We start from the raw sequence: 20,443 nt of genomic DNA, 5'->3' as shown, positions 1-20,443 counted from the left end.
CGGCTGTACAGAGCATCAGGAGATACCCGTGTCCCTCTCTCCCCGCACCCGGGCGCTCGCCGCCGCGGCGCTCGCGCTCACCGCGGTCGCCGGCTGTTCCTCCGCCTCCGGCGGCCCGGGCGGTGACGGCGGCAAGGACGGCGCCGTCAGCATCGACTTCTACTACCCCGACCAGGTCGGTACCCTCAGCGCGCTGATCGACGGCTACCTCAAGGACTTCGCCAAGGAGCACCCCGAGATCAAGGTCAAGGGCGTCTACTCCGGCGACTACGACCAGACCCTGGCCGCCGTCAACACCGCGATCGACGCCAGGAAGGCGCCCGCACTGGCCATCATGGACCAGTCCTTCATGCACGACCTGGTCGAGCGCAAGGCCGTGACGGCCTGGAACCCCTTCCTGACCAGCGACGCGGACAAGAAGTGGAAGGACGGCTTCTACCCGCAGTTCATGTCCAACTCGGTCGGTGCGGACGGCCAGGTCTGGGGCGTCCCGTTCGCCCGCTCGACCATCGTCCAGTACTGGAACAAGGACTACTTCAAGAAGGCCGGCCTCGACCCCGAGAAGCCGCCGACGAGCTGGGACGAGCTGATCGCCGACGCCAAGGCCGTCCAGAGCGGGGCCGGCGCCAAGTGGGGCCTGTTCGTCCCGACTTCGACCGGTACCGCCTACTGGCTCTACCAGGCGCTGGTCCAGCAGGCCGGCGGCGACGGCGCGCTCAGCGACCGGGCCGGCACCAAGGTCACCGTCAACTCCGACCAGAACGTCAAGGCGCTGGAGTTCTGGGCCTCGCTCGGCGCCCAGAAGATCGCCCCGACCACCGAGGTCGCCTGGGGCACCTCCACCGACGACTTCCTGGCCGGCACCACCGGCATGCTGTGGACGACCTCCGGGCGGATCGGCTCCATCCAGGAGAAGGCCGGGTTCGACTGGGGCGTCTCCGCGCTCCCGGCGGGCGCCGGCAAGGGCGCGCCCACCGGCGGCGGCAGCCTGATGCTGTTCGAGGCGGGGGTCTCCAGGAAGCAGCAGGAGGCCGCGGTCACCCTGGCCAGGTTCCTCACCACGCCGGAGCGGGCCGCGGACGTCTCGATCAAGTCCGGCTACATCGCGACCTCCGAAGCAGCCTGGAACACCGAGGCGATGCAGACCTACCTCAAGCAGCACCCGCAGGCCAGGGCCCCGCACGACGCGGTCGCCGACGCCATCCCCGAGATGGCCACGCCCGACCGCGACCGGGTCGTCTACCAGACCCTGGCACCGGCCCTGCAGGCCGTGCTGCTCAAGGGCGCCGACCCGCGGCAGGCCCTGAACAAGGCCCAGTCCGACATCGACGCCATCCTGAAGACCCACCGGTGAAAGCCCGCACCGCGCCGCGCAGGCTCCCGGACCAGGTGTTCGCGTACGCCCTGCTGGTGCCCGCGTTCGCCTTCCTCGTCCTGTTCACGGTGAAGCCGCTCGTCTCGACGGTCCTCAGCAGCCTGCGGGACCGCCGGGACGAGGGGCCCACCCTGGACAACTACCGCTTCCTCGCCGAGGACGAGGTCTTCCGCAAGGCGCTGGTCAACAACCTGCTGTTCTCGGCGCTGACCGTCCCGGTCTCGCTGGCGCTGGCCATGCTGCTCGCCGTGCTGCTCCAGCGGGCGCTGCGCGGGAAGGCCCTGCTGCGGGCCGGCGTGTTCGCCCCGGCGATCCTGCCGGTGGTCGCGATCGCCGTCATCTGGCTGTACTTCTACCAGCCCAACATCGGCGTGATCAACGAGGTGCTGGGCTGGTTCGGGATCACCGGGCCGGACTGGCTCGGCGACACCGCCCTGGTGCTGCCGTCCCTGATGGCGATGATGGTGTGGAAGGAGGCCGGGTTCTTCATGATCTTCTACCTGGCCGGGCTCCAGGCCATCGATCCCGAGCTGGACGAGGCCTCCCTGCTGGAGGGCACCGGCCGGTTCACGCACTTCCGCCGGGTGACCTTCCCGCTGCTGATGCCGACCACGCTGTTCGCGGCGATCGTGGCGCTCGCCGACAGCATCAAGATGGTCGACTTCGTCTTCGTGATGACCCAGGGGGGCCCGGACAACTCCAGCAACCTCCTCCTCTACTACATCTACCGGGTCACCTTCGCCCAGCACTGGCCGCAGTACGGCGCGGCGATCTCGCTGCTGGTGATCGGCGTCCTGGTCGCCCTGGCCGTCCTGCAGATCCGCCTGCTGGACCGCCGGATCCACTACCGCTAGGAGCCCCAGGTGGACCGTATCGTCAGCTGGCCCGACCGGGTCGAGACGGCGCTGGCGTGGCTGGCCGGCCTGCTCTGGACCGCCCCGCTGCTCTATGTCTTCGTCCGCGCCTTCGAGTCGGGCACCGCCGATCTCTCCTCGGCCTGGCAGGCCGCGCCGTTCGGCCGCTACTACCTCAACACCGCGCTGCTGGTCACCGGGATCACCGCCGCCCAGCTGGTGGTGGGGGTGCTCGCCGCGTACGCCTTCGCCCGGTTCGAATTCCCCCTGCGGGGACCGCTGTTCGTCTTCGTCCTGGTCCAGCTCATGATCTTCCCCGAGGTCCTGATGTCGGAGAACTACCGGACGATCGCCGGCTTCGGCCTGCTGGACACCCTGCCCGGGGTGGGACTGCCCTATGTGGCCAGCGCGTTCTGCGTGTTCTTCCTGCGCCAGGCGTTCCTCGGGGTGCCGGACGAACTGGTGGAGGCGGCGCAGATCGAGGGCACCTCCCGGCTGGGCATCCTGTGGAAGGTGTTCGTCCCGGCCGCCAAGCCGAGCATCGTCGCGTACGCGCTGGTGTCGATCTCCACCCAGTGGAACAACTTCCTCTGGCCGCTGATCGTCGCCGTGTCGGACGAGACCAGGCCGGTGACCGTCGGCCTGGTCCGGTTCCTGGCCCCGGAGACGGGCCTGGACGTGCCCCGGATGGCGGCCGGTACGGTCATCGTCACGGCGCCGCTGCTCGCCCTGTTCCTGATCGGGCAGCGGCAGTTCATCAACAGCTTCCTGCGGTCGGGGATCAAATAGACACCCTGCTAGAGCGCCCGGTGGCCGCCCAGCGCCCGGGTGATCCGGTCGGCGGCCTCGGCCAGCACCCCGCCGAGCTCGGTGATCTGGCGTACCGACTGGTCGCCCTTGAGGCCGGTGACGGAGAGCGCGCCGAGCACCGTCCCGGTGTGGTCGAAGACCGGGGAGGCGACGCAGAGCACCCCGTCGGAGTCCTCCTCGTCGTCCACGCCGTAGCCGCGTTCGCGGGTCAGGTCGAGCTCGGCCCGCAGCTCGGCCGCCGAGGTGATGGTCTTGCGGGTGCGGAAGGGCAGGCCGGTCTCCTCGGCGATGCGGTCGGTCACCGCGGGCGGCAGCAGGGAGAGGATCACCTTACCGGCGGCCGAGGTGTGCGGCAGCTCGCGCACGCCGAGCGGGGTGTGGAAGCGGATGGTGCCCGGGGCGTCGACCCGGGCGATGAACATCGGGTAGCCGTCGTCGTTGATCGCGGCGCGCGCCGTCATCCCGGTCTGCCGGCTCAGCTCGTGCAGCGCCGGTTTGACCACGTCGGCCAGCGGGTGCGCGGCGGACGCCCGGTCGCCGAGCCGCACCAGCGCCATACCGAGCCGGTAGCGGGGGCCGGGCTGCACGTCGCGCAGATAGCCGGCGTCGACCAGGGTGCGGGCCAGCGAGTAGGCGGTGGACTTGGAGGTGCCGAGGCCGCGGGTGAGCTCGGTGAGGGTGACCCCCTCGGCCGGGCCCTCGGCGACCAGGTCCACCAGCCGCAGCGCCCTGACCACGCTCCCCACCGCGTAGGTCCGCTTCTCGCCGGTCTCCGTGGTGTCCGCCATCGCTGTGCTGTCCCCGTCCTGCTGTATGGAACCCAATTCTTCTCTGCCGAACATTCTAGGAGGGGTCCGTGGACCTGCTGACGCTCGCGACCGCGGTGGCGCGAAGGGGAGCCGACTTCGTCCTGAGCAGACGGGTGGCGGCGGTCTCCGTGGTCGCGACCAAGGCCTCCGAGCTGGACGTGGTGACGGCCGTCGACCGCGAGGCCGAGACGCTGATCCGCGAGGCGCTCCGCGCGGCCCGCCCGCGGGACGGCTTCCTCGGCGAGGAGAGCGGACACCGGCCCGGCGGTAGCGGGCTGACCTGGATCGTCGACCCGATCGACGGGACGGTCAACTACCTGTACCGGGCGGTGCCGTACGCGGTGAGCGTGGCCGTGGGGAGCGGGCCGCCCGAGGCGTGGACGGCCGAGGCCGGCGCGGTGGTGGTGCTCCCGGCCGGGGAGGTGTTCGCCGCCGCCCGGGGGAGCGGCGCGACCCTGGACGGCCGGCCGCTGCGGGCGAGCGGGGAGACCAGGCTGGACCGGGCGCTGATCGGCACCGGCCTGGCGTACGACCGCGAGGCCCGCGCCGGACAGCTGGCCGTGCTCGGCCGGCTCGCCCCCGGGGTACGGGACGTGCGAATGAGCGGTTCGGCCTGCGCCGACCTCTGCGCGGTCGCGGCCGGCCGGCTGGACGGCTGCTACGAACGCGGCCTCGGCCCGTGGGACCACGCGGCGGGCGCGCTGATCGCCCGCGAGGCGGGCGCCGTCGTCGAGGGCCCCGACGGCGGCCCGCCGGACGCGGAGCTGGTGCTGGCCGCCGCCCCGGGGATCGCCGCGGCGCTGCGCCGGGCGGTGGGGTGAGGGCGCCCGGTCGCGCCTCACTCCAGCGTCAGCAGCACCTTTCCCCGGGGGCCCGCGCCGCCGCGCAGGGTGGCCAGCGCGGCGGCGGCCTCGGCGAGCGGGAAGCGGTGGGTGATCACGAAGCCGGGCGCGACCTCGCCCGCGTTGAGCAGGCCCACCGTCTCGCGCCAGACCTCGGAGGTGTAGGCGAAGCTGCCGCGCACGGTGAGGTCCCCGTTGACCAGCTCGTCGATCGGAAACGCGGCCGTGCGGCCCGTTCCGGCCAGGCCGAGCAGCAGGACCGTCCCGCCGCGCCCGGCCGCGCCGAGCACCGTCCCGACCGCCTCGGGTGTGCCGGCCGCCTCCACGACCAGCTGGTAGCCCCCGCCCGCCTCCTCGGGGTCGAGGGTGAACCGGTCCGCGCCGGCCGCCGCCGCGAGCCCGGCCTGCTCCGGGCGGCGGCCGAGCAGGCAGACCTCCGCCGGGGACCAGAGCCTCAGCAGATGGACGGCGAGCAGGCCGATCGTGCCGTCGCCGACCACCAGCGCCCGCAGCCCCGGCTCGGGCGCGGCCCGGCGCAGGCCGCGCAGCACCACGGCCATCGGCTCGACCAGCGCCGCCTCGGCCAGGTCCACGCCGGGCGCCAGCCGGTGCACCAGCCGGGCGGGGACGAGCAGTTCGTCGGCGGCCGCGCCCGGCCGGGTGAAGCCGATCTCGTCGTAGGTCGCGCAGAGGTTGGTCGCGCCGCGCCCGCAGGCGGCGCACCGCCCGCACGGGACGATGCCCTCGCCGACCACCGGGGTGCCGTCGGCCAGGACGCCGGACCACTCGTGGCCCAGCACCAGCGGGTAGCGGACGTAGGCGGGGTCGACGGCACCGTCCACCAGTTCCAGGTCGGTGCCGCAGAGGCCGACCGCGCGCGGGCGGACCAGGAGCTCGCCGGCCTCCGGGTCCGCCGCGGGGGAGGGCGCGTCGGTGAGCGCGACGGCGTGCGGCCGGTCGACGCGAAGGGTGCGCATGGTCGGTCTCCTCGGTGCAACGGGTGCGGGCGCCGTGGTGGCGTCGGGCCGGCCGGCCTGTCGTGTGCTGAGCTCGTGGCGGCGGTTCAAATGTTCTGCATTGCAGAACGTTGGTTGTTAATTCAGCATAGCAGCCTTGACGATCACGAAAGCGGGCTGCTTAGCTCTCCATCGTTCACTGGAACGCGGTTCTGCACTACAGAACAGGCTCAGATGTGTTGACCGAAGCACTCGCCCGGGTCCGGGCCTGGCTGGCCGAACGGGAACTGCCCGCGCTGGTCGCCACCCGGCCGCCGGCCGTCGCCTGGCTCACCGGCGGGCCGAACCCCCCGATCGACCGGACGGCCCCGTTCGACACCCTCTGGGCGGTCGTCACCCCGACCACCGCCCTGCTGCTGACCACCGAGGTCGAGTACGGCCGGCTCATCGCCGAACACCCCGATCCCGACAGCGAGTTGCGGGCCGTCCCGTGGTACGATCCGGCCGCCCCCGCGGTCGCCGCCGCACGGTTCACCGGCCACGACCCGGCGCTGACCGCCTCCGACGGCCACCCCGCCTTCGGCGTCGACGCCACGGACGACCTCGTGGCGTTGCGGCTGGCACTCACCCCCGGCGAACAGGACGCCCTGCGCGCCCTCGGTACCGACGCCACGGCCGCCGTCGAGGACGCCCTGGACGACTGGCGGCCCGGCGACCGGGACCGCGACGTCCAGGCGGCGATCGCGGCCGGGGTGGAACGCGCCGGAGCCGACGCGCCGGTCCTGATCGTCGGCGGCGACGAACGGCTGCGCCACCGCCACCCGCTGGCCGTCGGCGCACCGTTGCACCGCACCGTCATGGCGGTCCTGGTGGCCCGCCGGGGCGGACTGCACGTCGCCCTGACCCGGTTCGCCGGGGACGCCCCCGACCGCACCGCGGTCCGCGCCATCGAGGCCGGGGTGCTCGCCGCGAGCCGCCCCGGCCGCAGCTACGGGGACGCGCTCACCGCCCTCGACCGCGCCTACACCGCCGCCGGGCACCCCGGCGGCTGGCGGCAGCACTACCAGGGCGGCCCGATCGGTTACGCCCAGCGGGAGTTCGAGATCGCGCCCGGGCAGACCGACAGCCGCTGGTACCGCCAGCCGATCGCCCTCGGGCACGCGCTGGCCTGGAACCCCAGCCTCCCCGGCGGAGCCAAGGCCGAGGACACCTACCTGCTGACCGACGCCGGGCCGGAGCGCGTCACCACGGCACCGCCCGTCGTAGACCGGCCCGCCACCACCGAACGACCCGTCACCGAACGACCCGTCACCACATGACCCGTCACCGACCCGAAAGGCAGCGCATGAGGGGCACCGAAATCCTCGCCGGACTCGGCCTGAGCGCCGAACCCGTCCCGCCGTCCAGCGAACTCCGGTTCCCCGACGGCGCCCACTACCGGGTGGAGATCCCCAGCGTCGAGGGACCGGACGTGCTGCGCGCCACCCTCGACGCGGGCGACGCCCTCGGCGTGACCGTCAACCGCGTCTCGCAGGGCAGCGGCGCCATGCTGCTCACCCGGGCCGAACTGGCCGAGATGGCCAGGATCGGCGCCGACCGGGGCGTCGAGGTCTCGCTGTTCGTCGGCCCCCGCGAGGGCTACGACACCGGCAACCACTCCCGCTCGGCCGACGGCGCCGCGCTCGCGGGCCAGCTGCGCGGTACCCGCCAGCTCCGCTACGCCGTCGAGGACGTGCTGCGCGCCGTCGAACAGGGCATCCGCGGCTTCCTGGTCTCCGACCTGGGGCTGCTGGAGGTGCTGAGCGGCCTCCAGACGGCCGGGGAGCTCCCGGCGTCCGTGGTCTGGAAGGCCTCGGTGCTGATCGCACCGTCCAACCCGGTGGCCATGCGCCAGCTGGCCCGGCTCGGCGCGCACACCGTCAACGTGCCGTCCGACATCACCCTCGGCCAGCTGGCCGAACTGCGGGCGGTCACCTCGCTCCCCATCGACCTCTACGTCGAGTCCCCGGACTGGCTCGCCGGAGTCGTGCGCGGCCACGAGACGACCGACCTGGTGCTCGCCGGTGCCCCGATGTACGTCAAGTTCGGTCTGCGCAACGCCCGCAACCTCTACCCGGCCGGCGCGCACCTGGCGGCCGACGCCGCCGCGATCGCCGTGGCCAAGGTCCACCGGGCCGCCGTCGCGGGGGAGTGGATCGACCGGCTGGGCGTCCCGCTCGTCCAGTCCGCTCCCGGAGCGGAGGGACTGGGGGTGCCGGAGCTGTGACCGGCCGACCGCCGCAGGGCCCGGAACCCGCCCCGTTGCGCAGCCGCGCGTGGTTCGCGGGCGACGACGAGGTCGCCGTCCTGCACCGGGTGGCGATGCGCTCGGCCGGGATCGAGCTTGCCGCCGACGACCACCGCCCGGTGATCGGCATCGCCGACTCCGCGAGCGACCTCAACCCGTGCAACCTGCCGCTCGCCGGGCTGGTCGACGCCGTCCGCCGGGGCATCACCGAGGCCGGCGGCATCCCGCTGCGCTTCCCCGTCATGTCGCTCGGCGAGGACCTGATGAAGCCGACGGCGATGCTCTACCGCAACCTCCTCGCCATGGAGGTCGAGGAGACCCTGCGGGCCAACCCGCTCGACGGCGTCGTCCTGCTCGCCAACTGCGACAAGACCGTCCCCGGCGCGCTGATGGGCGCGGCCAGCGCCGACCTCCCGGCCGTCCTGGTCACCGGCGGCGCCCGCCCGCCGGCCGTGTTCCGGGGCCGCCGGCTCGGCACCGGCACCGACCTGTGGCGGCTCTGGGAGGACCACCGCACCGGGCGGCTCTCCGACGACGCCTGGACCGAGGTCGAACGCTGCCTCTCCTGCGGCCTCGGCGCCTGCAACACCATGGGCACCGCCTCCACCATGGCGGTCCTCACCGAGACGCTCGGCCTGGCACTGCCCGGCTCGGCGACCGTCCCGGCCGGGGACCGGGCCGCCGAGACGTTCGCCGAGCAGGCCGGACGCCGGGCGGTCGAGCTGGTACGGGAGGGCACCACCCCGTCGCGGATCCTCACCCGGACGGCGTTCCGCAACGCGATCACCGTGCTCAACGCCGTCGGCGGCTCGTCCAACGCGATCATCCACCTCTCGGCCCTCGCCGGGCGGCTCGCCCTGGACCTGGCACCGGAGGACTTCGCCCGCCCGGACGTGCCGGTGCTCGTCGACGTGGCACCGTCCGGCGCCGGCCTCGTCCAGGACCTGCACGCGGCCGGCGGCGTGCCGGCCCTGGTCCGCGAACTGGGCGGCCTCCTCGGCCAGGACGCCCCGACCGTGGCCGGGACGACCCTCGGCGCGGCCGCCGCCGGCGCACCCGGTCCCTCCGGCGTGCTGCGGCCGCTCGCCGACCCGCTGCGCCGGGGCGGGGCCTTCGCCGTCGTCCGTGGGTCGCTGGCCCCGGACGGCGCGGTGATCAAGATCTCGGCGGCCGGCCCGGAGCTGCTCGTCCACCGCGGCCCGGCGCTGGTCTTCACCTCGTACCAGGAGATGCGGGCGCGGATCGACGACCCCGACCTCGATGTCACCGCCGACACCGTGCTGGTGCTGACCGGCTGCGGGCCGGTCGGGGTGCCCGGCATGCCCGAGTGGGGCATGGTCCCGATCCCCGCCAAGCTGGCGGCGCGGGGCGTCACGGACATGGTCCGGGTCACCGACGGGCGGATGAGCGGGACCAGCTTCGGCACCGTCTTCCTGCACGTCGCCCCCGAGGCCGCCGTCGGCGGGCCGTTGGCGCTGGTCCGTACCGGCGACACGGTCGTGGTGGACGTCCCGGCCGGGCGGCTCGACCTGGACGTCCCGGCGGCGGAGCTGGCCCGTCGCCGCGCCGCCTGGTCACCGCCGCCCTCGCCGCACCTGCGCGGCTGGCCCGCGCTGTACCAAAAGCACGTCACACAGGCCTCGCAGGGCTGCGACTTCGGCTTCCTCCGCGCCCCCACCGAGGCGCACCTGGGGATGGTCCCCCCGGTGATCGGGCGCTCCTGAAGGGCCCTCACCCGACCCGACGCGGAAGGAAACGGATGGAGTGGGAGATCGCGGTCGCGGCCGGCGCAGAGCTGGGCGAGCGGCCGGTCTGGGACGACCGGACCGGTGAACTCGTCTGGGTCGACCTCGCGGCCGGTACGGTCCACCGGCACCGGCCGGGCGGGGACTCGGCCGTGCGGTACCCGGGCACGGTCGGCGCGGCCGGGCTCCGTGCCGCGGGCGGTCACGTCCTGGCGGCCGGCACCGACTTCGTCCTGACCGGCCCCGACGGCGGCGTCGAGCGGCGGATCCCGCTGCCCGGCGCCCCGGCGGGCGTCGCCTTCAACGACGGCGCGGTGGACCCGGCCGGGCGGTTCTGGGCCGGGACCGCCGCCCTCGATCTGCGGCCCGGCGGCGGCGCCCTCTACCTGCTCGAACCCGACCTGACGGTGCGGCTGGTCCTGGACGGCGTCACCGAGTCCAACGGCCTCGCCTGGAACCTCGCCGGCGACCTGCTCCACTACGTCGACTCCGGCGCGCCCGAGCCGCGCGTCCGCGCCTTTCCGTACGACAAGCGGACCGGTGAGCTCGGCGCGCCCCGCGACCTCGCCCGGTTCGGCCCCGGCGACGGCATCCCCGACGGGCTCACCGTCGACCGCGAGGACTGCCTCTGGGTGGCGCTCTGGGAAGGCGCCGCCGTCCGCCGGTACGGGCCCGACGGCACACTCCTCGCCCACCTGCCGCTGCCCGTCCGGCTGGCCACCTGCCCCGGGTTCGGCGGGCCCGGCCTGGACCTCCTGTACGTCACCACGGCCCGGCAGGGCCTCGACCCGGCCGCGCGGGCCGCCGAACCGTCGGCCGGGCACGTCCTGGTCACCCGGCCGGGGGTCCGCGGGGTGCCCGCCCACCGCTTCGCGAACTGACCCCCCGTACCGACCCCGCGCACCGCCGCCGCACCAGGAGAACGGCCCTGAACGCCATGGACACCCCGAACACCGCACCTACCGCACCTACCGGACCCGCCGCGCACCCGCCCGGCGGCCACCCCGCCGACGCCCTGGCCGCCCGGGCCGCCGCCGCCCACGCCGAGCTGCGCCGCCGGCCCACCGCCTACCACGGGCGGCTGCTGCACGCCGTCGCCGACCGGATCGACGCCGTCGGCCCCGACCTCGTCTCCACCGCCCACCGCGAGACCAACCTGCCCGAGCCCGGCCTCACCGCCGAACTCGCCCGCACCGTACGCCAGCTGCGGATGTTCGCGGACCTCGCCGCCGACGGCTCCCACACCGAACCGGTCGTCGACCGCGCCGACCCCGCCGCCCGTCCGCCCCGGCCCGACCTGCGCCGGATGCTCGTCGGCATCGGCCCGGTCGCGGTCTTCGGGGCCGGCAACTTCCCGCTCGCCTTCGGCGCCGCCGGTGGCGACACCGCCTCCGCCCTGGCTGCCGGCTGCCCGGTGGTCTGCCGCCCGCACCCCCTGCACCCGCGCACCGCCCGGCTCACCGCCGCCGCGGTCCTGGCCGGTCTGCGCGACGCCGGTGCCCCCGACGGCACCTTCGCGCTGCTCCCGGACCCGGCCCTGGAGGCCGGCCGCCGGCTGGTCACCGCCGACCCGATCCGCGCCGTCGCCTTCACCGGCTCGTCGACCGGCGGGCGCGCCCTGTTCGACCTGGCCGCCGCCCGCCCCGACCCCATCCCCGTCTACGCCGAGATGGGCAGCGTCAACCCGGTCGTCCTGCTGTCCGACGCCCTCGCCCGCCGGGGCGAGGAGATCGCCCGGGGCCTCGCCGCCTCCCTCACCACCGGCTACGGCCAGCTCTGCACCAGCCCCGGCGTCGTCCTGCTGCCGGCCGGCGCCGGGGACTTCGCCACCCGCCTGCTCGCCGCGCTGGACGAGGCCCCCGCCGGCCGGCTGCTCAGCCCCGACCTGGCCCGCCGGCTCACCGCCGGACTCGCCGAACTCGCCGCCCTGCGCGGCGTCGTGGTGCTGCGGGACGGCACCGCCGACGACGACGGCGCCTTCACCACCACCGTGCTCGGCACCGACACCCGGACCTTCACCGAACACCCCTCGCTGCGCGAGGAGTACTTCGGCCCGGCCACCGTCCTGGTCCGGTACGACGACCCGGCCGCGCTCCCGGCCGTGCTGCGGGCCCTGCCGCCCGGTCTCACCGTCACCGTCCACGGCGACGCCGAAGCCGAACTCGTCGACGCCGCCGTCCAGCAGGCCGGCCGGGTGGTCTTCGACGGCTTCCCCACCGGGGTCGCCGTCTCCCCGGCGATGACCCACGGCGGCCCCTACCCGGCGACCACCTCCGTCCTGCACACTGCCGTCGGCCCCACTGCCGTCCGCCGCTTCCTGCGGCCGGTCACCTACCAGAACGCGCCGCGGTCCGCGCTGCCGCCGGAGCTGCGCGACGATCGTCCGGCAAGCCCCACCAGCAGGGAGAACCCACCATGCGCGTGATGGCGTACAACATCCTCGACGGCGGGGAGCGCCGCACCGAGCCGCTGCTCGCGGTGATCCGCGCCCAGCGCCCCGACGTCCTGGGCCTCTGCGAGTGCGCCGGGTTCGACACCGGCGGCACCTTCGAGTGGTTCGCCGAGGAGCTCGGCCTGGTCGGCGTCCTCAACCGGGCCCCCAGCGGCAACCATGTGGCGCTGCTGCACCGGCCCGAGCTGGCGGTCGTCCGCACCTCCACCCAGTCGGCCGGGATGTACAACGGCATGGTGGAGGCGGTGCTGCGCACCGGGCTGGGGGAGGTCGCCTTCGTCATGACGCACCTCCACCCGTTCTCGCCGCTTTTCCGGCTGGCGGAGGCGGAGACCGTCGCCGGCGCCGCCTCGTTCGCGCCGCACTCGGTGGTGATGGGAGACCTCAACAGCCTCTCCGCCGCCGAACACCCCGACACCCACCGGGCGTTGGCCCGGACCCTCCGGCTGCGGACCACCACGGCCGACGGCCGGATCGACACCGGCCCGGCCGACCTGCTGGCCGCCCGGGGCTGGACCGACCTCGACCGGGGCACTCCGCGACCGACCTACCCGACCCGCATCCCGATCGCCGAGGAGGCCCCCGGCGGCGCGGCCCGGCTGGACTACCTCTTCGCCACGCCCGAACTGGCCGCACGCTGCCGCGAGTTCACCGTGGTCGACGACGACCTCGCGCACCTGGCCTCCGACCACCTGCCGGTCGTCGCGGAGTTCGACCTCGGCTGAGCGGGTGCCGGGTCGGACACCGGGCCGGGAGCCGGGCGCCGGAGTGGACTTCCGGGCCGAAGGCTTCGGTGAGGGGGAACCGTGGTGCGGCTGAGTGTCGACATCCGTGCCTCGCTGGTCGCGCGGGCCTTCCACCACGCCTTCACCCGGCCGGTGGTGGCGATCGACGGTGTGGAGACGCCCGCGGTCTGGGGCCGGACGCGACTGCCCGTCGAGCCCGGGCCGTACCGGCTGGCCGTGTACTTCCGCTACTGCGGCCGGCGCACCGCCCGGCTCGGCCTCGGGCAGAGCGCGTTCACCGCCGACACCGCCGTGCCCGAACCGCACGCCACCGCCCGGCTCGGCCCGCGCAACGGCAGCCACTTCCGCGTCACCGTCGACACGCGGACGGGTGGGCGTCAGCCCGAGGAGCCCACGGGGTAGGCGTACGTCCCCGCGCGCAGGACGTCGCGCAGCGCCGTCGGGCCCGGCAGCCAGCTGCCGAGGACCAGGGCGGACGGGTAGAACATCGGCCCGGGCAGGGCGTCGACCGGGAACCGCTCCCAGCCGGCGCAGGCGTGCGGCTCGGTGACCTCGGCGGCGGCCAGGCTCGGCGGGGCGAGCACGGCCGCGGTGAGCCTGGGCCGGCCCAGCTCGTGGTCGAGGAGGACGGCCAGGACGCGCATCTCCGAGGCGGGGAGCACGATGCCGGTCTCCTCGGCGAGTTCACGCGCGGCGGCCTGCTCGAAGGACTCGCCCGGGTCGTCCACCTTGCCCCCGGGCAGGCTCCAGGTGGGCGGCTCGCCGGCGGTGATCCGGCGGCCGAGCAGCACCCGGCCGTCCCCGGTGGGCACGATCACGCCTGCGCCGAGCATCGGTGCGGTGGTCAACTCCGGTCTCCTTCACGGACGGCGATGCGGGCGGCGATACGGCGGCGATACGGGTCTTCGGACGGCGACCCGGACGGGCGGGGGGAGCCGACGGGCCGCCACCGCGCGGCGGCCCGTCGTCGGACGGCGGTCCGTCACCAGGCGGCGCGGTCGAAGTCCTTGAGGAAGCAGCCGTACAGGTCCTCGCCCTGCTCGCCGCGGACGATCGGGTCGTACACCCGGGCGGCGCCGTCGACCAGGTCGAGCGGGGCGTGGAAGCCCTCCTCGGCGAGGCGCATCTTGTCCGGGTGCGGCCGCTCGTCGGTGATCCAGCCGGTGTCGACGGCGGTCATCAGGATGCCGTCGGTCTCGAACATCTCCTGCGCGCTGGTGCGGGTGAGCATGTTGAGCGCGGCCTTGGCCATGTTGGTGTGCGGGTGGCCGGCGCCCTTGTAACCGCGGGTGAACACACCCTCCATCGCCGAGACGTTGACCACGTACTTGCGGCGGGAGGCGGAGGCGGCCATCGCCGGGCGGAGCCGGCTGATCAGGATGAACGGCGCGGTGGAGTTGCAGAGCTGGACCTCCAGCAGCTCCACCGGGCCGACCTCGTTGACGGTCTGCACCCAGCTGTTGGTGGACGCGAGGTCGGGCACCAGGCCGCCGGCGTCGATCGCGGTGCCGGCCTCGATCCGGGCGGGCGTCGCGGAGCCGGTGACCAGGGCCAGCGAGGTGACGTCCTCGGCGGAGATCCGCTCGCTGCCGCCGGTGGCCTGGGCGGGCAGCGCGGGCAGGTCGACGCTGCCGCTGCCGAACCGGCCGATGGTGGTGGACTGCGGCAGCTCGCCGGCCGGCAGCGGCGCCGACTCGGCGGCGACCAGCTCGCGGTAGGACTCCGGCGGCCGGCGCACGGTCTGCGCGGCGTTGTTGATCAGGATGTCCAGCGGGCCGTCCGCGGCGACCTCGTCCGCGAGCGCCAGGACCTGGGCCGGGTCGCGCAGGTCGATGCCGACGATCTTGAGGCGGTGCAGCCACTCGGCGCTGTCCGGCATCGCGGTGAAGCGGCGGATGGCGTCGTTGGGGAAACGGGTGGTGATGGTGGTGTGGGCGCCGTCGCGCAGCAGCATCAGCGCGATGTACATACCGATCTTGGCCCGGCCGCCGGTGAGCAGCGCGCGCTTGCCGGTGAGGTCGGCGCGGGCGTCGCGGCGGGCGCGGTTCCTGGTGGCGCAGGGCTGGCAGAGGTTGTGGTAGAACGCGTCCACCTCGACGTACCGCTGCTTGCAGGTGTAGCAGGAGCGCGGGCGCTCCAGGATGCCGGCGATCTCGGCGGTGGTGACGGTGGTCAGGCCGAACGCGCCGGCCGTCTCGTCGTCGATCCGGGTCGGCGCGCCGGTGGCGGTCCGTGCGGTGACCTCGCGGTCGTTGGCGGTCTTCCGGGCCCGGGTCTCCTGGCGGCGGCGCTGCTTGAGCGTGCGGAATATGCCGCCGACGGCCTTGCGGACGGTGATCGCGTCCGGGTGGTCCACGTGCAGCTGGTCGAGCTCGGCGAGCACGTCGAGGCAGAGCCGCAGCCGCTCGGGGTCGAGACCGGGGCCGTAGTCGATCTCCTCCTCGGGGCCTTCGCCGCCGCCGTCCCGCTCGATGTCCTGCTCGAAGTCCACGCCCGCCGTCATTCCCGCTGCCGTTCTCTGGTCTCGCCTCGCCGTTACCGCGTGAATGCTACGGGAGCGGCCGTGGCCGGGGCGAAAAGCGGACCGGCTGGAGGAACCTCCAAGCCGGACGCCGATCCGGTGATCATGCTTTGTGCGGTGCGCCAGCAATCCTGTTCGAACTGGCTTTTGGTTCCACCGTCCCGGAGAATCGAATGCTGGGTGCGGGGCGCCCGAACGCGCCCTGCGGCACCACCGCAATCGCGCCCGAGGTGTACCTCCCCCCAGCCAGAGAGCCCCTTCATGCGCTTCCTGAACGACCTCATGCCCTCGTACGACCTGACGTACGACGACGTCTTCATGGTCCCCAGCCGTTCCGCCGTGGGCTCCCGGCAGGCGGTCGACCTCTCCTCGAACGACGGCACCGGCACCACCATCCCGCTGGTCGTGGCCAACATGACCGCCATCGCCGGCCGCCGGATGGCCGAGACCGTCGCCCGCCGCGGCGGCCTGGTCGCCATCCCGCAGGACATCCCCACCGAGGTCATCGCCGACGTCATCGGCTGGGTCAAGCAGCGCCACCTGGTGCACGACACCGCCATCACGCTGGACCCGGGCGCCACCGTCGCCGAGGCGCTGTCGCTGCTGCACAAGCGGGCGCACGGCGCGCTGGTCGTGGTCGAGGACGGCCGGCCGGTCGGCGTGGTCACCGACTCCGACTGCCAGGGCGTCGACCGCTTCACCAGCCTCGCCGACGTCATGTCCCGCGACCTGGTGCTGCTGGACGAGGGCATCGACCCGCGCGCCGCCTTCGACCGGCTGAGCGAGACGCACCGCAAGCTCGCCCCGGTGGTGGACGCCGAGGGCCGCCTGGTCGGCATCCTGACCCGCAAGAACGCGCTGCGCGCCACCCTCTACACCCCGGCCGTGGACGCCGCCGGCAAGCTGCGGATCGCGGCCACCGTCGGCATCAACGGCGACGTGGCCGGCAAGGCCCAGGCCCTGATCGACGCCGGGGCGGACGTGCTGGTGGTCGACACCGCGCACGGCCACCAGGAGTCGATGATCAGCGCGCTGCGCGCGGTGCGCGGGCTGGACCCGCGGATCCCGATCGTGGCCGGCAACGTGGTCTCCGCCGCCGGTGTCCGCGACCTGGTCGAGGCGGGCGCCGACATCCTCAAGGTCGGTGTCGGCCCCGGCGCGATGTGCACCACCCGGATGATGACCGGCGTCGGCCGCCCGCAGTTCTCCGCCGTGCTGGAGTGCGCCGCCGAGGCCCGCCGGCTCGGCCGGCACGTCTGGGCCGACGGCGGCGTGCGCCACCCGCGCGATGTCGCGATGGCGCTGGCCGCCGGTGCCTCGAACGTGATGATCGGCTCCTGGTTCGCCGGTACCTACGAGTCGCCGGGCGACCTCCAGACCACCGCGGACGGACGCCAGTACAAGGAGAGCTTCGGCATGGCCTCGGCGCGCGCGGTGAGCAACCGCACGGCCCAGGACTCCGCCTACGACCGCGCCCGCAAGGCGCTGTTCGAGGAGGGCATCTCGCACTCGCGGATGTTCGTCGACCCGGCCCGCCCGGGCGTCGAGGACCTGATCGACTCGATCGTCGCCGGGGTGCGCAGCTCCTGCACCTACGCGGGCGCCTCCAGCCTGGAGGAGTTCCACGAGAAGGCCGTGGTCGGCATCCAGAGCGCCGCCGGCTACGCCGAGGGCAAGCCGCTGCACTCCAGCTGGGCCTGATCGCCCGGGCGCGGTGTTCGGCCGACGCCCGGCCGGTTCCCCGCCACGGGGAGCCGGCCGGGCGCCGGCGCGGCGGTGGTGCCGTGGAACCCCAGCGGGGTGAGCAGGGCGCGGCCGAGCAGGCCGACCGATCCGTCCAGCGCGGCGGCGAGCGCGGCCGCCGCCAACGGCACCCCGCGCAGCTCCCAGAGCGCGAGCACGCTCGTCCACGCCGCCTCGCGGGCCGCGTCGACCGACCAGGCGCCCACCCGGTGGGTGAGCGGCTCGGCCCGCTCCAGCAGGTCGGGCCCGGGCATCAGCTGCTCGCGGACGGTCGTCTCCACCTCCGCCAGCAGTCCGTTGATCCGGTCGTAGTCCCCGGCCAGTTCGTCCGGCGGACAGTCCAGCCGGTGGCAGGTGTCCAGGACGGCGAGCGGCAGATCGTGCTGGATGTGGGCGTTCATCCCGGCCAGGGCGAACTGGACCGGGTGCACGTCCGGGTCCGCACGCAGCTCGAACAGCGGCCGCCAGCAGGCGGGCGGCCGCCCACCGGCCGCGTCGGCGTCCACGGCCAGCAGATAGCGCCCGGCGAACACCGCGTCCAGCTCGGCCATGGCGACCGGGTCGGCGAAGTAGGGCCGGTCGCACGCCGTCAGCCGGTCGCGCACGGTCTCCGTCACCGTGAGGTACATCCGGTTGAACACCGCCACGCCGTCGCCCCCGGGCAGGCCCACCCCGATCTCCCGCAGCCGGCCGATCACCCCGTCGACCTTCCCGAGGCCGGGTCCGAGCCCGGGCCCGAGCCGGGGACCCGGTCCGGGTCCGACCGCCGCCGTCACCGCACCACCCGGCATACGTCACTCCCCGACGTCGATCGCGCACCGATCGCATCATCGTGTCAGCGGAACGCCGGGCCGCAGCCGGTGCCGCGCGGCCGACGGCCGTCGGAGTGATCAGCCCAACTCGTACTCCAGGACGTACAGGACGTAGGCGTGCCTGCCCTCCCCGTCGGCGGAGAGCCGGAACGTGCCGGTGAACCCGGCCGGTTCGCCCGGCACCTGGCCGCTGCGGTCAGTGCTCCCAGTGCTCCCGGCGCTCCCAGCGCACCGCCAGCAGCGCCGCGTCGTCGGCCAGTCCGGCCTGGCCGACCCAGCGGCCGACATCCGCGAGCAGCTCGTCCAGCACGTCCGCCGGGCTCCCGGCGTGCAGCCCGGCGAACCGCTCGGCCAGCGGGTAGAACCGCCCGGCCGCGTTCCGCGCCTCGGACACGCCGTCGGTGTGGAGCAGCAGCAGATCGCCCGGGCGCGGCTCGAACCGGCCCACGCGGTACCGGCCGCCGACCAGGCCGAGCAGGCCCAGCGGCGGGGCGTGCAGGGGCGGTTCCAGTTCGCCGACCCGCCCGGCCCGGCGGTACAGCGGGTTCGGATGGCCGCAGTTCACGAAGTCGACCGGCCCGCCGTCCGGCGCCGCGTTCAGCAGCAGCGCCGTCACGAAGCGGTCGTTCTCCGGGCGGCCGGTCAGCGCCGCGTCCAGCCGTTCGGCCAGCCGGGCGAGGTCAGGCTCGGTGCGCGCCGCCTCCCGGAACACCCCCAGCACGTCCGCGGCCGTCTCCACCGCCGGGAGCCCGTGCCCCTGCACGTCCCCCAGCAGGATCCGCACACCGTACGGGGTGTTCGCCACCTCGTACAGGTCGCCGCCGATCCTGGCCTCGGCCGCCGCCGCGACGTACCGCACGGCGGTCCGCAGCGGCCCGATCCGCTCCGGCGGCGGGCGCAGCAGGGCCCGCTGCGCCGCCTCGGCCACCGTCCGGACGTGGAGCAGCTCGCGCTCCCGGGCCGCCACCAGGACGACGTTGCCGGCGCTGGCCAGGGTGGCGGCCAGCACGGTGATCAGCGCGGTGACGTGGACGGAGTCGGGCAGACCGCTGTTGGTCAGCTCCAGCAGTGCGACGGCGGCGATGGCGATCGCCCCGGCGATCAGCGGCACCCGCGCCGTCCGCGTGGTGGCCCCGGCCAGTATCGGCGCCACCGCCAGCACGGGGGAGAGGGTCGTCCCGGGCCCGGTGACGAGGTCGGCCACCACGGCCGCGCCCAGCAGCAGGAACGCGCCGCACAGCAGCAGCCTGGTCCGCCGCGGCAGATGCAGCGGCGGCACCGCGTCCGGTAGGCTCTCGGCGCTCACCTGTCAGCTCCTCCCGTCCTGGGCACGGCCGGTCCGACCTCTCACCCTCCACTTTCCTCCGCGCGCGCCGCCACCGGCACCTCGGGCGCCGCCCGATACCGGGCGGCTCCGGTGGCAGGGCTCCGGCGGCAGGGCTCCGAAGGGGTCCGGTTAGGCTGGCCGGGAGATGAGACGGAAGAGCAAGCCGCCCGCCCCCCTCCCGCAGCGCAACGGGGTGGACCCGGTACACCTGCGGCTGCCGGCCGAGGGCGCGTGGCCGACGGTGCGGGCGCACCTGGTCGACCGGTTGCCCACCGTGGACCCGGCGCGGATCGACGCCCTGCTGGCCGCCCGCGAGATCGTCGGCGAGTCCGGGCCGATCGGCCCGGACGAGCCGTTCCGGCCCGGTGCCCACCTCTGGCTCTACCGGGATCCGCCGGACGAGACCCCCGTCCCGTTCCGGCTGGACGTGCTCCACCACGACGAGCACCTGGTGGTGGTCGACAAGCCGCACTTCCTGGCCACCACGCCGCGCGGCCGGCACGTCGTCGAGACGGCGCTCTCCCGGCTGCGGCACTCGCTCGCCCTGCCCGCGCTCAGCCCGGCGCACCGGCTGGACCGGCTGACCGCGGGCCTGGCCGTGTTCGTGGTGCGGCCCGAGGACCGCGGCGCCTATCAGACGCTGTTCCGGGACCGGCTGGTCCGCAAGGAGTACCAGGCCGTCGCGCCGTACGACCCCGCGCTCGTGCTGCCGCGGACGGTGCGCAGCCACATCGTCAAGGAGCGCGGGGTGATCGCGGCCCGGGAGACCGACGCCCCGCCGAACAGTGAGAGCCGGATCGACCTGGTCGAGCGGCGCGACGGCCTCGCCCGCTACCGGCTGCGGCCGCTCAGCGGGCGCACCCACCAGCTGCGGCTGCACATGAGCAGCCTGGGCGTGCCGATCCTCGGGGACCCGGTGTACCCGGTGGTACTGCCGGAGACGGCTCCGGACGACTTCCGCCGCCCGCTGCAACTCCTGGCATCGGTGGTCGAGTTCACCGACCCGCTGACCGGGCGGCCGCGGCGCTTCGAGAGCCGCCGCACGCTGACCGCCTGGTCGGACCCGGAGGCGTGGGCCGCCGGGCCCGAGCCCGCTGGACGGTCCGGGACCGTCGGATGATCTAGGACCGCTGGTCTAGGGCGAAGGGACGACTCCGCTTCGGG

19 protein-coding genes are annotated in these 20,443 nt (G+C 74.5%); 13 read left to right on the top strand and 6 right to left on the bottom strand.

Annotated features, from left to right (window positions below; all coding sequences use genetic code 11):
* The first annotated feature begins 28 nt into the window (after positions 1-28).
* From ACIQIB_RS07600 to ACIQIB_RS07590, 3 genes are read left to right on the top strand one after another with little or no spacing between them, the layout of a single operon-like run.
* Positions 29-1,354, top strand: coding sequence for an ABC transporter substrate-binding protein (locus ACIQIB_RS07600; protein WP_400650596.1), 1,326 nt, complete (start codon positions 29-31; stop codon positions 1,352-1,354).
* Complete coding sequence (locus tag ACIQIB_RS07595) at positions 1,351-2,229, top strand: carbohydrate ABC transporter permease (RefSeq protein ID WP_400757201.1); 879 nt, start codon at positions 1,351-1,353, stop codon at positions 2,227-2,229. Before ACIQIB_RS07600 ends, ACIQIB_RS07595 begins: the two co-directional genes overlap by 4 nt.
* 9 nt (positions 2,230-2,238) lie before the next feature.
* Positions 2,239-3,018: a carbohydrate ABC transporter permease gene (locus ACIQIB_RS07590; RefSeq protein WP_363605071.1), complete on the top strand. Its 780-nt coding sequence runs from the start codon at positions 2,239-2,241 to the stop codon at positions 3,016-3,018.
* Between the two features lie 8 nt (positions 3,019-3,026).
* On the opposite strand, the gene ACIQIB_RS07585 is transcribed toward ACIQIB_RS07590, so the two are convergent.
* Positions 3,027-3,827 (bottom strand): IclR family transcriptional regulator, encoded by an 801-nt coding sequence (locus ACIQIB_RS07585; protein WP_363605070.1) that lies wholly within the window; start codon positions 3,825-3,827, stop codon positions 3,027-3,029.
* A 68-nt stretch (positions 3,828-3,895) separates the two neighbouring features.
* Here ACIQIB_RS07585 and ACIQIB_RS07580 point away from each other — a divergent pair, with 68 nt between their 5' ends.
* A complete protein-coding gene (locus ACIQIB_RS07580) occupies positions 3,896-4,669 on the top strand; it encodes an inositol monophosphatase family protein (RefSeq protein WP_400757199.1) in 774 nt (257 codons plus the stop codon).
* Positions 4,670-4,686: 17 nt separating this feature from the next.
* On the opposite strand, the gene ACIQIB_RS07575 is transcribed toward ACIQIB_RS07580, so the two are convergent.
* The gene (locus ACIQIB_RS07575) at positions 4,687-5,667 is read right to left on the bottom strand and encodes a zinc-binding dehydrogenase (RefSeq protein ID WP_400757197.1); all 981 of its coding nucleotides are present in this window, start codon (positions 5,665-5,667) and stop codon (positions 4,687-4,689) included.
* 218 nt (positions 5,668-5,885) lie between these two features.
* Here ACIQIB_RS07575 and ACIQIB_RS07570 point away from each other — a divergent pair, with 218 nt between their 5' ends.
* The 7 genes from ACIQIB_RS07570 to ACIQIB_RS07540 all read left to right on the top strand — a co-directional run bounded on the left by ACIQIB_RS07570 (position 5,886) and on the right by ACIQIB_RS07540 (position 13,278).
* Complete coding sequence (locus tag ACIQIB_RS07570) at positions 5,886-6,965, top strand: M24 family metallopeptidase (RefSeq protein ID WP_400757195.1); 1,080 nt, start codon at positions 5,886-5,888, stop codon at positions 6,963-6,965.
* 26 nt (positions 6,966-6,991) lie between these two features.
* Positions 6,992-7,912, top strand: a complete 921-nt coding sequence (locus tag ACIQIB_RS07565) for a hypothetical protein (protein WP_400757194.1) — start codon at positions 6,992-6,994, stop codon at positions 7,910-7,912.
* A gap of 35 nt (positions 7,913-7,947) precedes the next feature.
* Positions 7,948-9,657 carry a dihydroxy-acid dehydratase gene (locus ACIQIB_RS07560; protein WP_400757192.1) on the top strand — a complete coding sequence of 570 codons (1,710 nt, stop codon included), beginning with the start codon at positions 7,948-7,950 and terminating at the stop codon, positions 9,655-9,657.
* Between the two features lie 35 nt (positions 9,658-9,692).
* Positions 9,693-10,559 carry an SMP-30/gluconolactonase/LRE family protein gene (locus ACIQIB_RS07555; RefSeq protein WP_400757190.1) on the top strand — a complete coding sequence of 289 codons (867 nt, stop codon included), beginning with the start codon at positions 9,693-9,695 and terminating at the stop codon, positions 10,557-10,559.
* Between the two features lie 56 nt (positions 10,560-10,615).
* The gene (locus tag ACIQIB_RS07550) at positions 10,616-12,103 is read left to right on the top strand and encodes an aldehyde dehydrogenase (NADP(+)) (RefSeq protein ID WP_363605056.1); all 1,488 of its coding nucleotides are present in this window, start codon (positions 10,616-10,618) and stop codon (positions 12,101-12,103) included.
* Complete coding sequence (locus ACIQIB_RS07545; RefSeq protein ID WP_400757189.1) at positions 12,094-12,855, top strand: endonuclease/exonuclease/phosphatase family protein; 762 nt, start codon at positions 12,094-12,096, stop codon at positions 12,853-12,855. Before ACIQIB_RS07550 ends, ACIQIB_RS07545 begins: the two co-directional genes overlap by 10 nt.
* Before the next feature lie 81 nt (positions 12,856-12,936).
* Positions 12,937-13,278, top strand: coding sequence for a hypothetical protein (locus ACIQIB_RS07540; protein ID WP_400757188.1), 342 nt, complete (start codon positions 12,937-12,939; stop codon positions 13,276-13,278).
* On the opposite strand, the gene ACIQIB_RS07535 is transcribed toward ACIQIB_RS07540, so the two are convergent.
* The gene (locus ACIQIB_RS07535) at positions 13,254-13,724 is read right to left on the bottom strand and encodes an NUDIX hydrolase (RefSeq protein ID WP_400757186.1); all 471 of its coding nucleotides are present in this window, start codon (positions 13,722-13,724) and stop codon (positions 13,254-13,256) included. The two genes, ACIQIB_RS07540 and ACIQIB_RS07535, sit on opposite strands and share 25 nt — an antisense overlap.
* Positions 13,725-13,858: 134 nt before the next feature.
* The gene (locus ACIQIB_RS07530; RefSeq protein ID WP_400650562.1) at positions 13,859-15,379 is read right to left on the bottom strand and encodes an SDR family NAD(P)-dependent oxidoreductase; all 1,521 of its coding nucleotides are present in this window, start codon (positions 15,377-15,379) and stop codon (positions 13,859-13,861) included.
* A gap of 279 nt (positions 15,380-15,658) precedes the next feature.
* On the opposite strand from ACIQIB_RS07530, the gene ACIQIB_RS07525 reads away from it, so the two are divergent.
* On the top strand, positions 15,659-17,098 hold the full coding sequence (locus ACIQIB_RS07525) for a GuaB1 family IMP dehydrogenase-related protein (protein ID WP_400757184.1): 1,440 nt from the start codon (positions 15,659-15,661) through the stop codon (positions 17,096-17,098).
* On the opposite strand, the gene ACIQIB_RS07520 is transcribed toward ACIQIB_RS07525, so the two are convergent.
* The gene (locus ACIQIB_RS07520) at positions 17,059-17,931 is read right to left on the bottom strand and encodes a DUF5995 family protein (protein WP_400757183.1); all 873 of its coding nucleotides are present in this window, start codon (positions 17,929-17,931) and stop codon (positions 17,059-17,061) included. The two genes, ACIQIB_RS07525 and ACIQIB_RS07520, sit on opposite strands and share 40 nt — an antisense overlap.
* 217 nt (positions 17,932-18,148) lie before the next feature.
* Positions 18,149-19,258 (bottom strand): PP2C family protein-serine/threonine phosphatase, encoded by a 1,110-nt coding sequence (locus ACIQIB_RS07515; protein WP_363605048.1) that lies wholly within the window; start codon positions 19,256-19,258, stop codon positions 18,149-18,151.
* Positions 19,259-19,424: 166 nt separating this feature from the next.
* On the opposite strand from ACIQIB_RS07515, the gene ACIQIB_RS07510 reads away from it, so the two are divergent.
* Entirely contained in the window at positions 19,425-20,399 is a 975-nt protein-coding gene (locus tag ACIQIB_RS07510; protein ID WP_400757181.1) for a pseudouridine synthase, read from the top strand.
* Positions 20,400-20,443: the final 44 nt, after the last annotated feature.

The sequence above is a fragment of the Kitasatospora sp. NPDC092286 genome (assembly GCF_044755565.1).
Taxonomy (GTDB): Bacteria; Actinomycetota; Actinomycetes; order Streptomycetales; family Streptomycetaceae; genus Kitasatospora.
This window is presented reverse-complemented; position numbering and strand designations above follow the sequence as displayed.

Excerpts from the sequence above, each read along its gene's own strand:
- ACIQIB_RS07585 (WP_363605070.1), bottom strand. The coding sequence starts at position 3,827 with ATGGCGGACACCACGGAGACCGGCGAGAAGCGGACCTACGCGGTGGGG.
- ACIQIB_RS07575 (WP_400757197.1), bottom strand. The coding sequence starts at position 5,667 with ATGCGCACCCTTCGCGTCGACCGGCCGCACGCCGTCGCGCTCACCGAC.
- ACIQIB_RS07565 (WP_400757194.1), top strand. The coding sequence starts at position 6,992 with ATGAGGGGCACCGAAATCCTCGCCGGACTCGGCCTGAGCGCCGAACCC.
- ACIQIB_RS07555 (WP_400757190.1), top strand. The coding sequence starts at position 9,693 with ATGGAGTGGGAGATCGCGGTCGCGGCCGGCGCAGAGCTGGGCGAGCGG.
- ACIQIB_RS07550 (WP_363605056.1), top strand. The coding sequence starts at position 10,616 with ATGGACACCCCGAACACCGCACCTACCGCACCTACCGGACCCGCCGCG.
- ACIQIB_RS07545 (WP_400757189.1), top strand. The coding sequence starts at position 12,094 with ATGCGCGTGATGGCGTACAACATCCTCGACGGCGGGGAGCGCCGCACC.
- ACIQIB_RS07530 (WP_400650562.1), bottom strand. The coding sequence starts at position 15,379 with ATGACGGCGGGCGTGGACTTCGAGCAGGACATCGAGCGGGACGGCGGC.
- ACIQIB_RS07525 (WP_400757184.1), top strand. The coding sequence starts at position 15,659 with ATGCGCTTCCTGAACGACCTCATGCCCTCGTACGACCTGACGTACGAC.
- ACIQIB_RS07520 (WP_400757183.1), bottom strand. The coding sequence starts at position 17,931 with ATGCCGGGTGGTGCGGTGACGGCGGCGGTCGGACCCGGACCGGGTCCC.
- ACIQIB_RS07510 (WP_400757181.1), top strand. The coding sequence starts at position 19,425 with ATGAGACGGAAGAGCAAGCCGCCCGCCCCCCTCCCGCAGCGCAACGGG.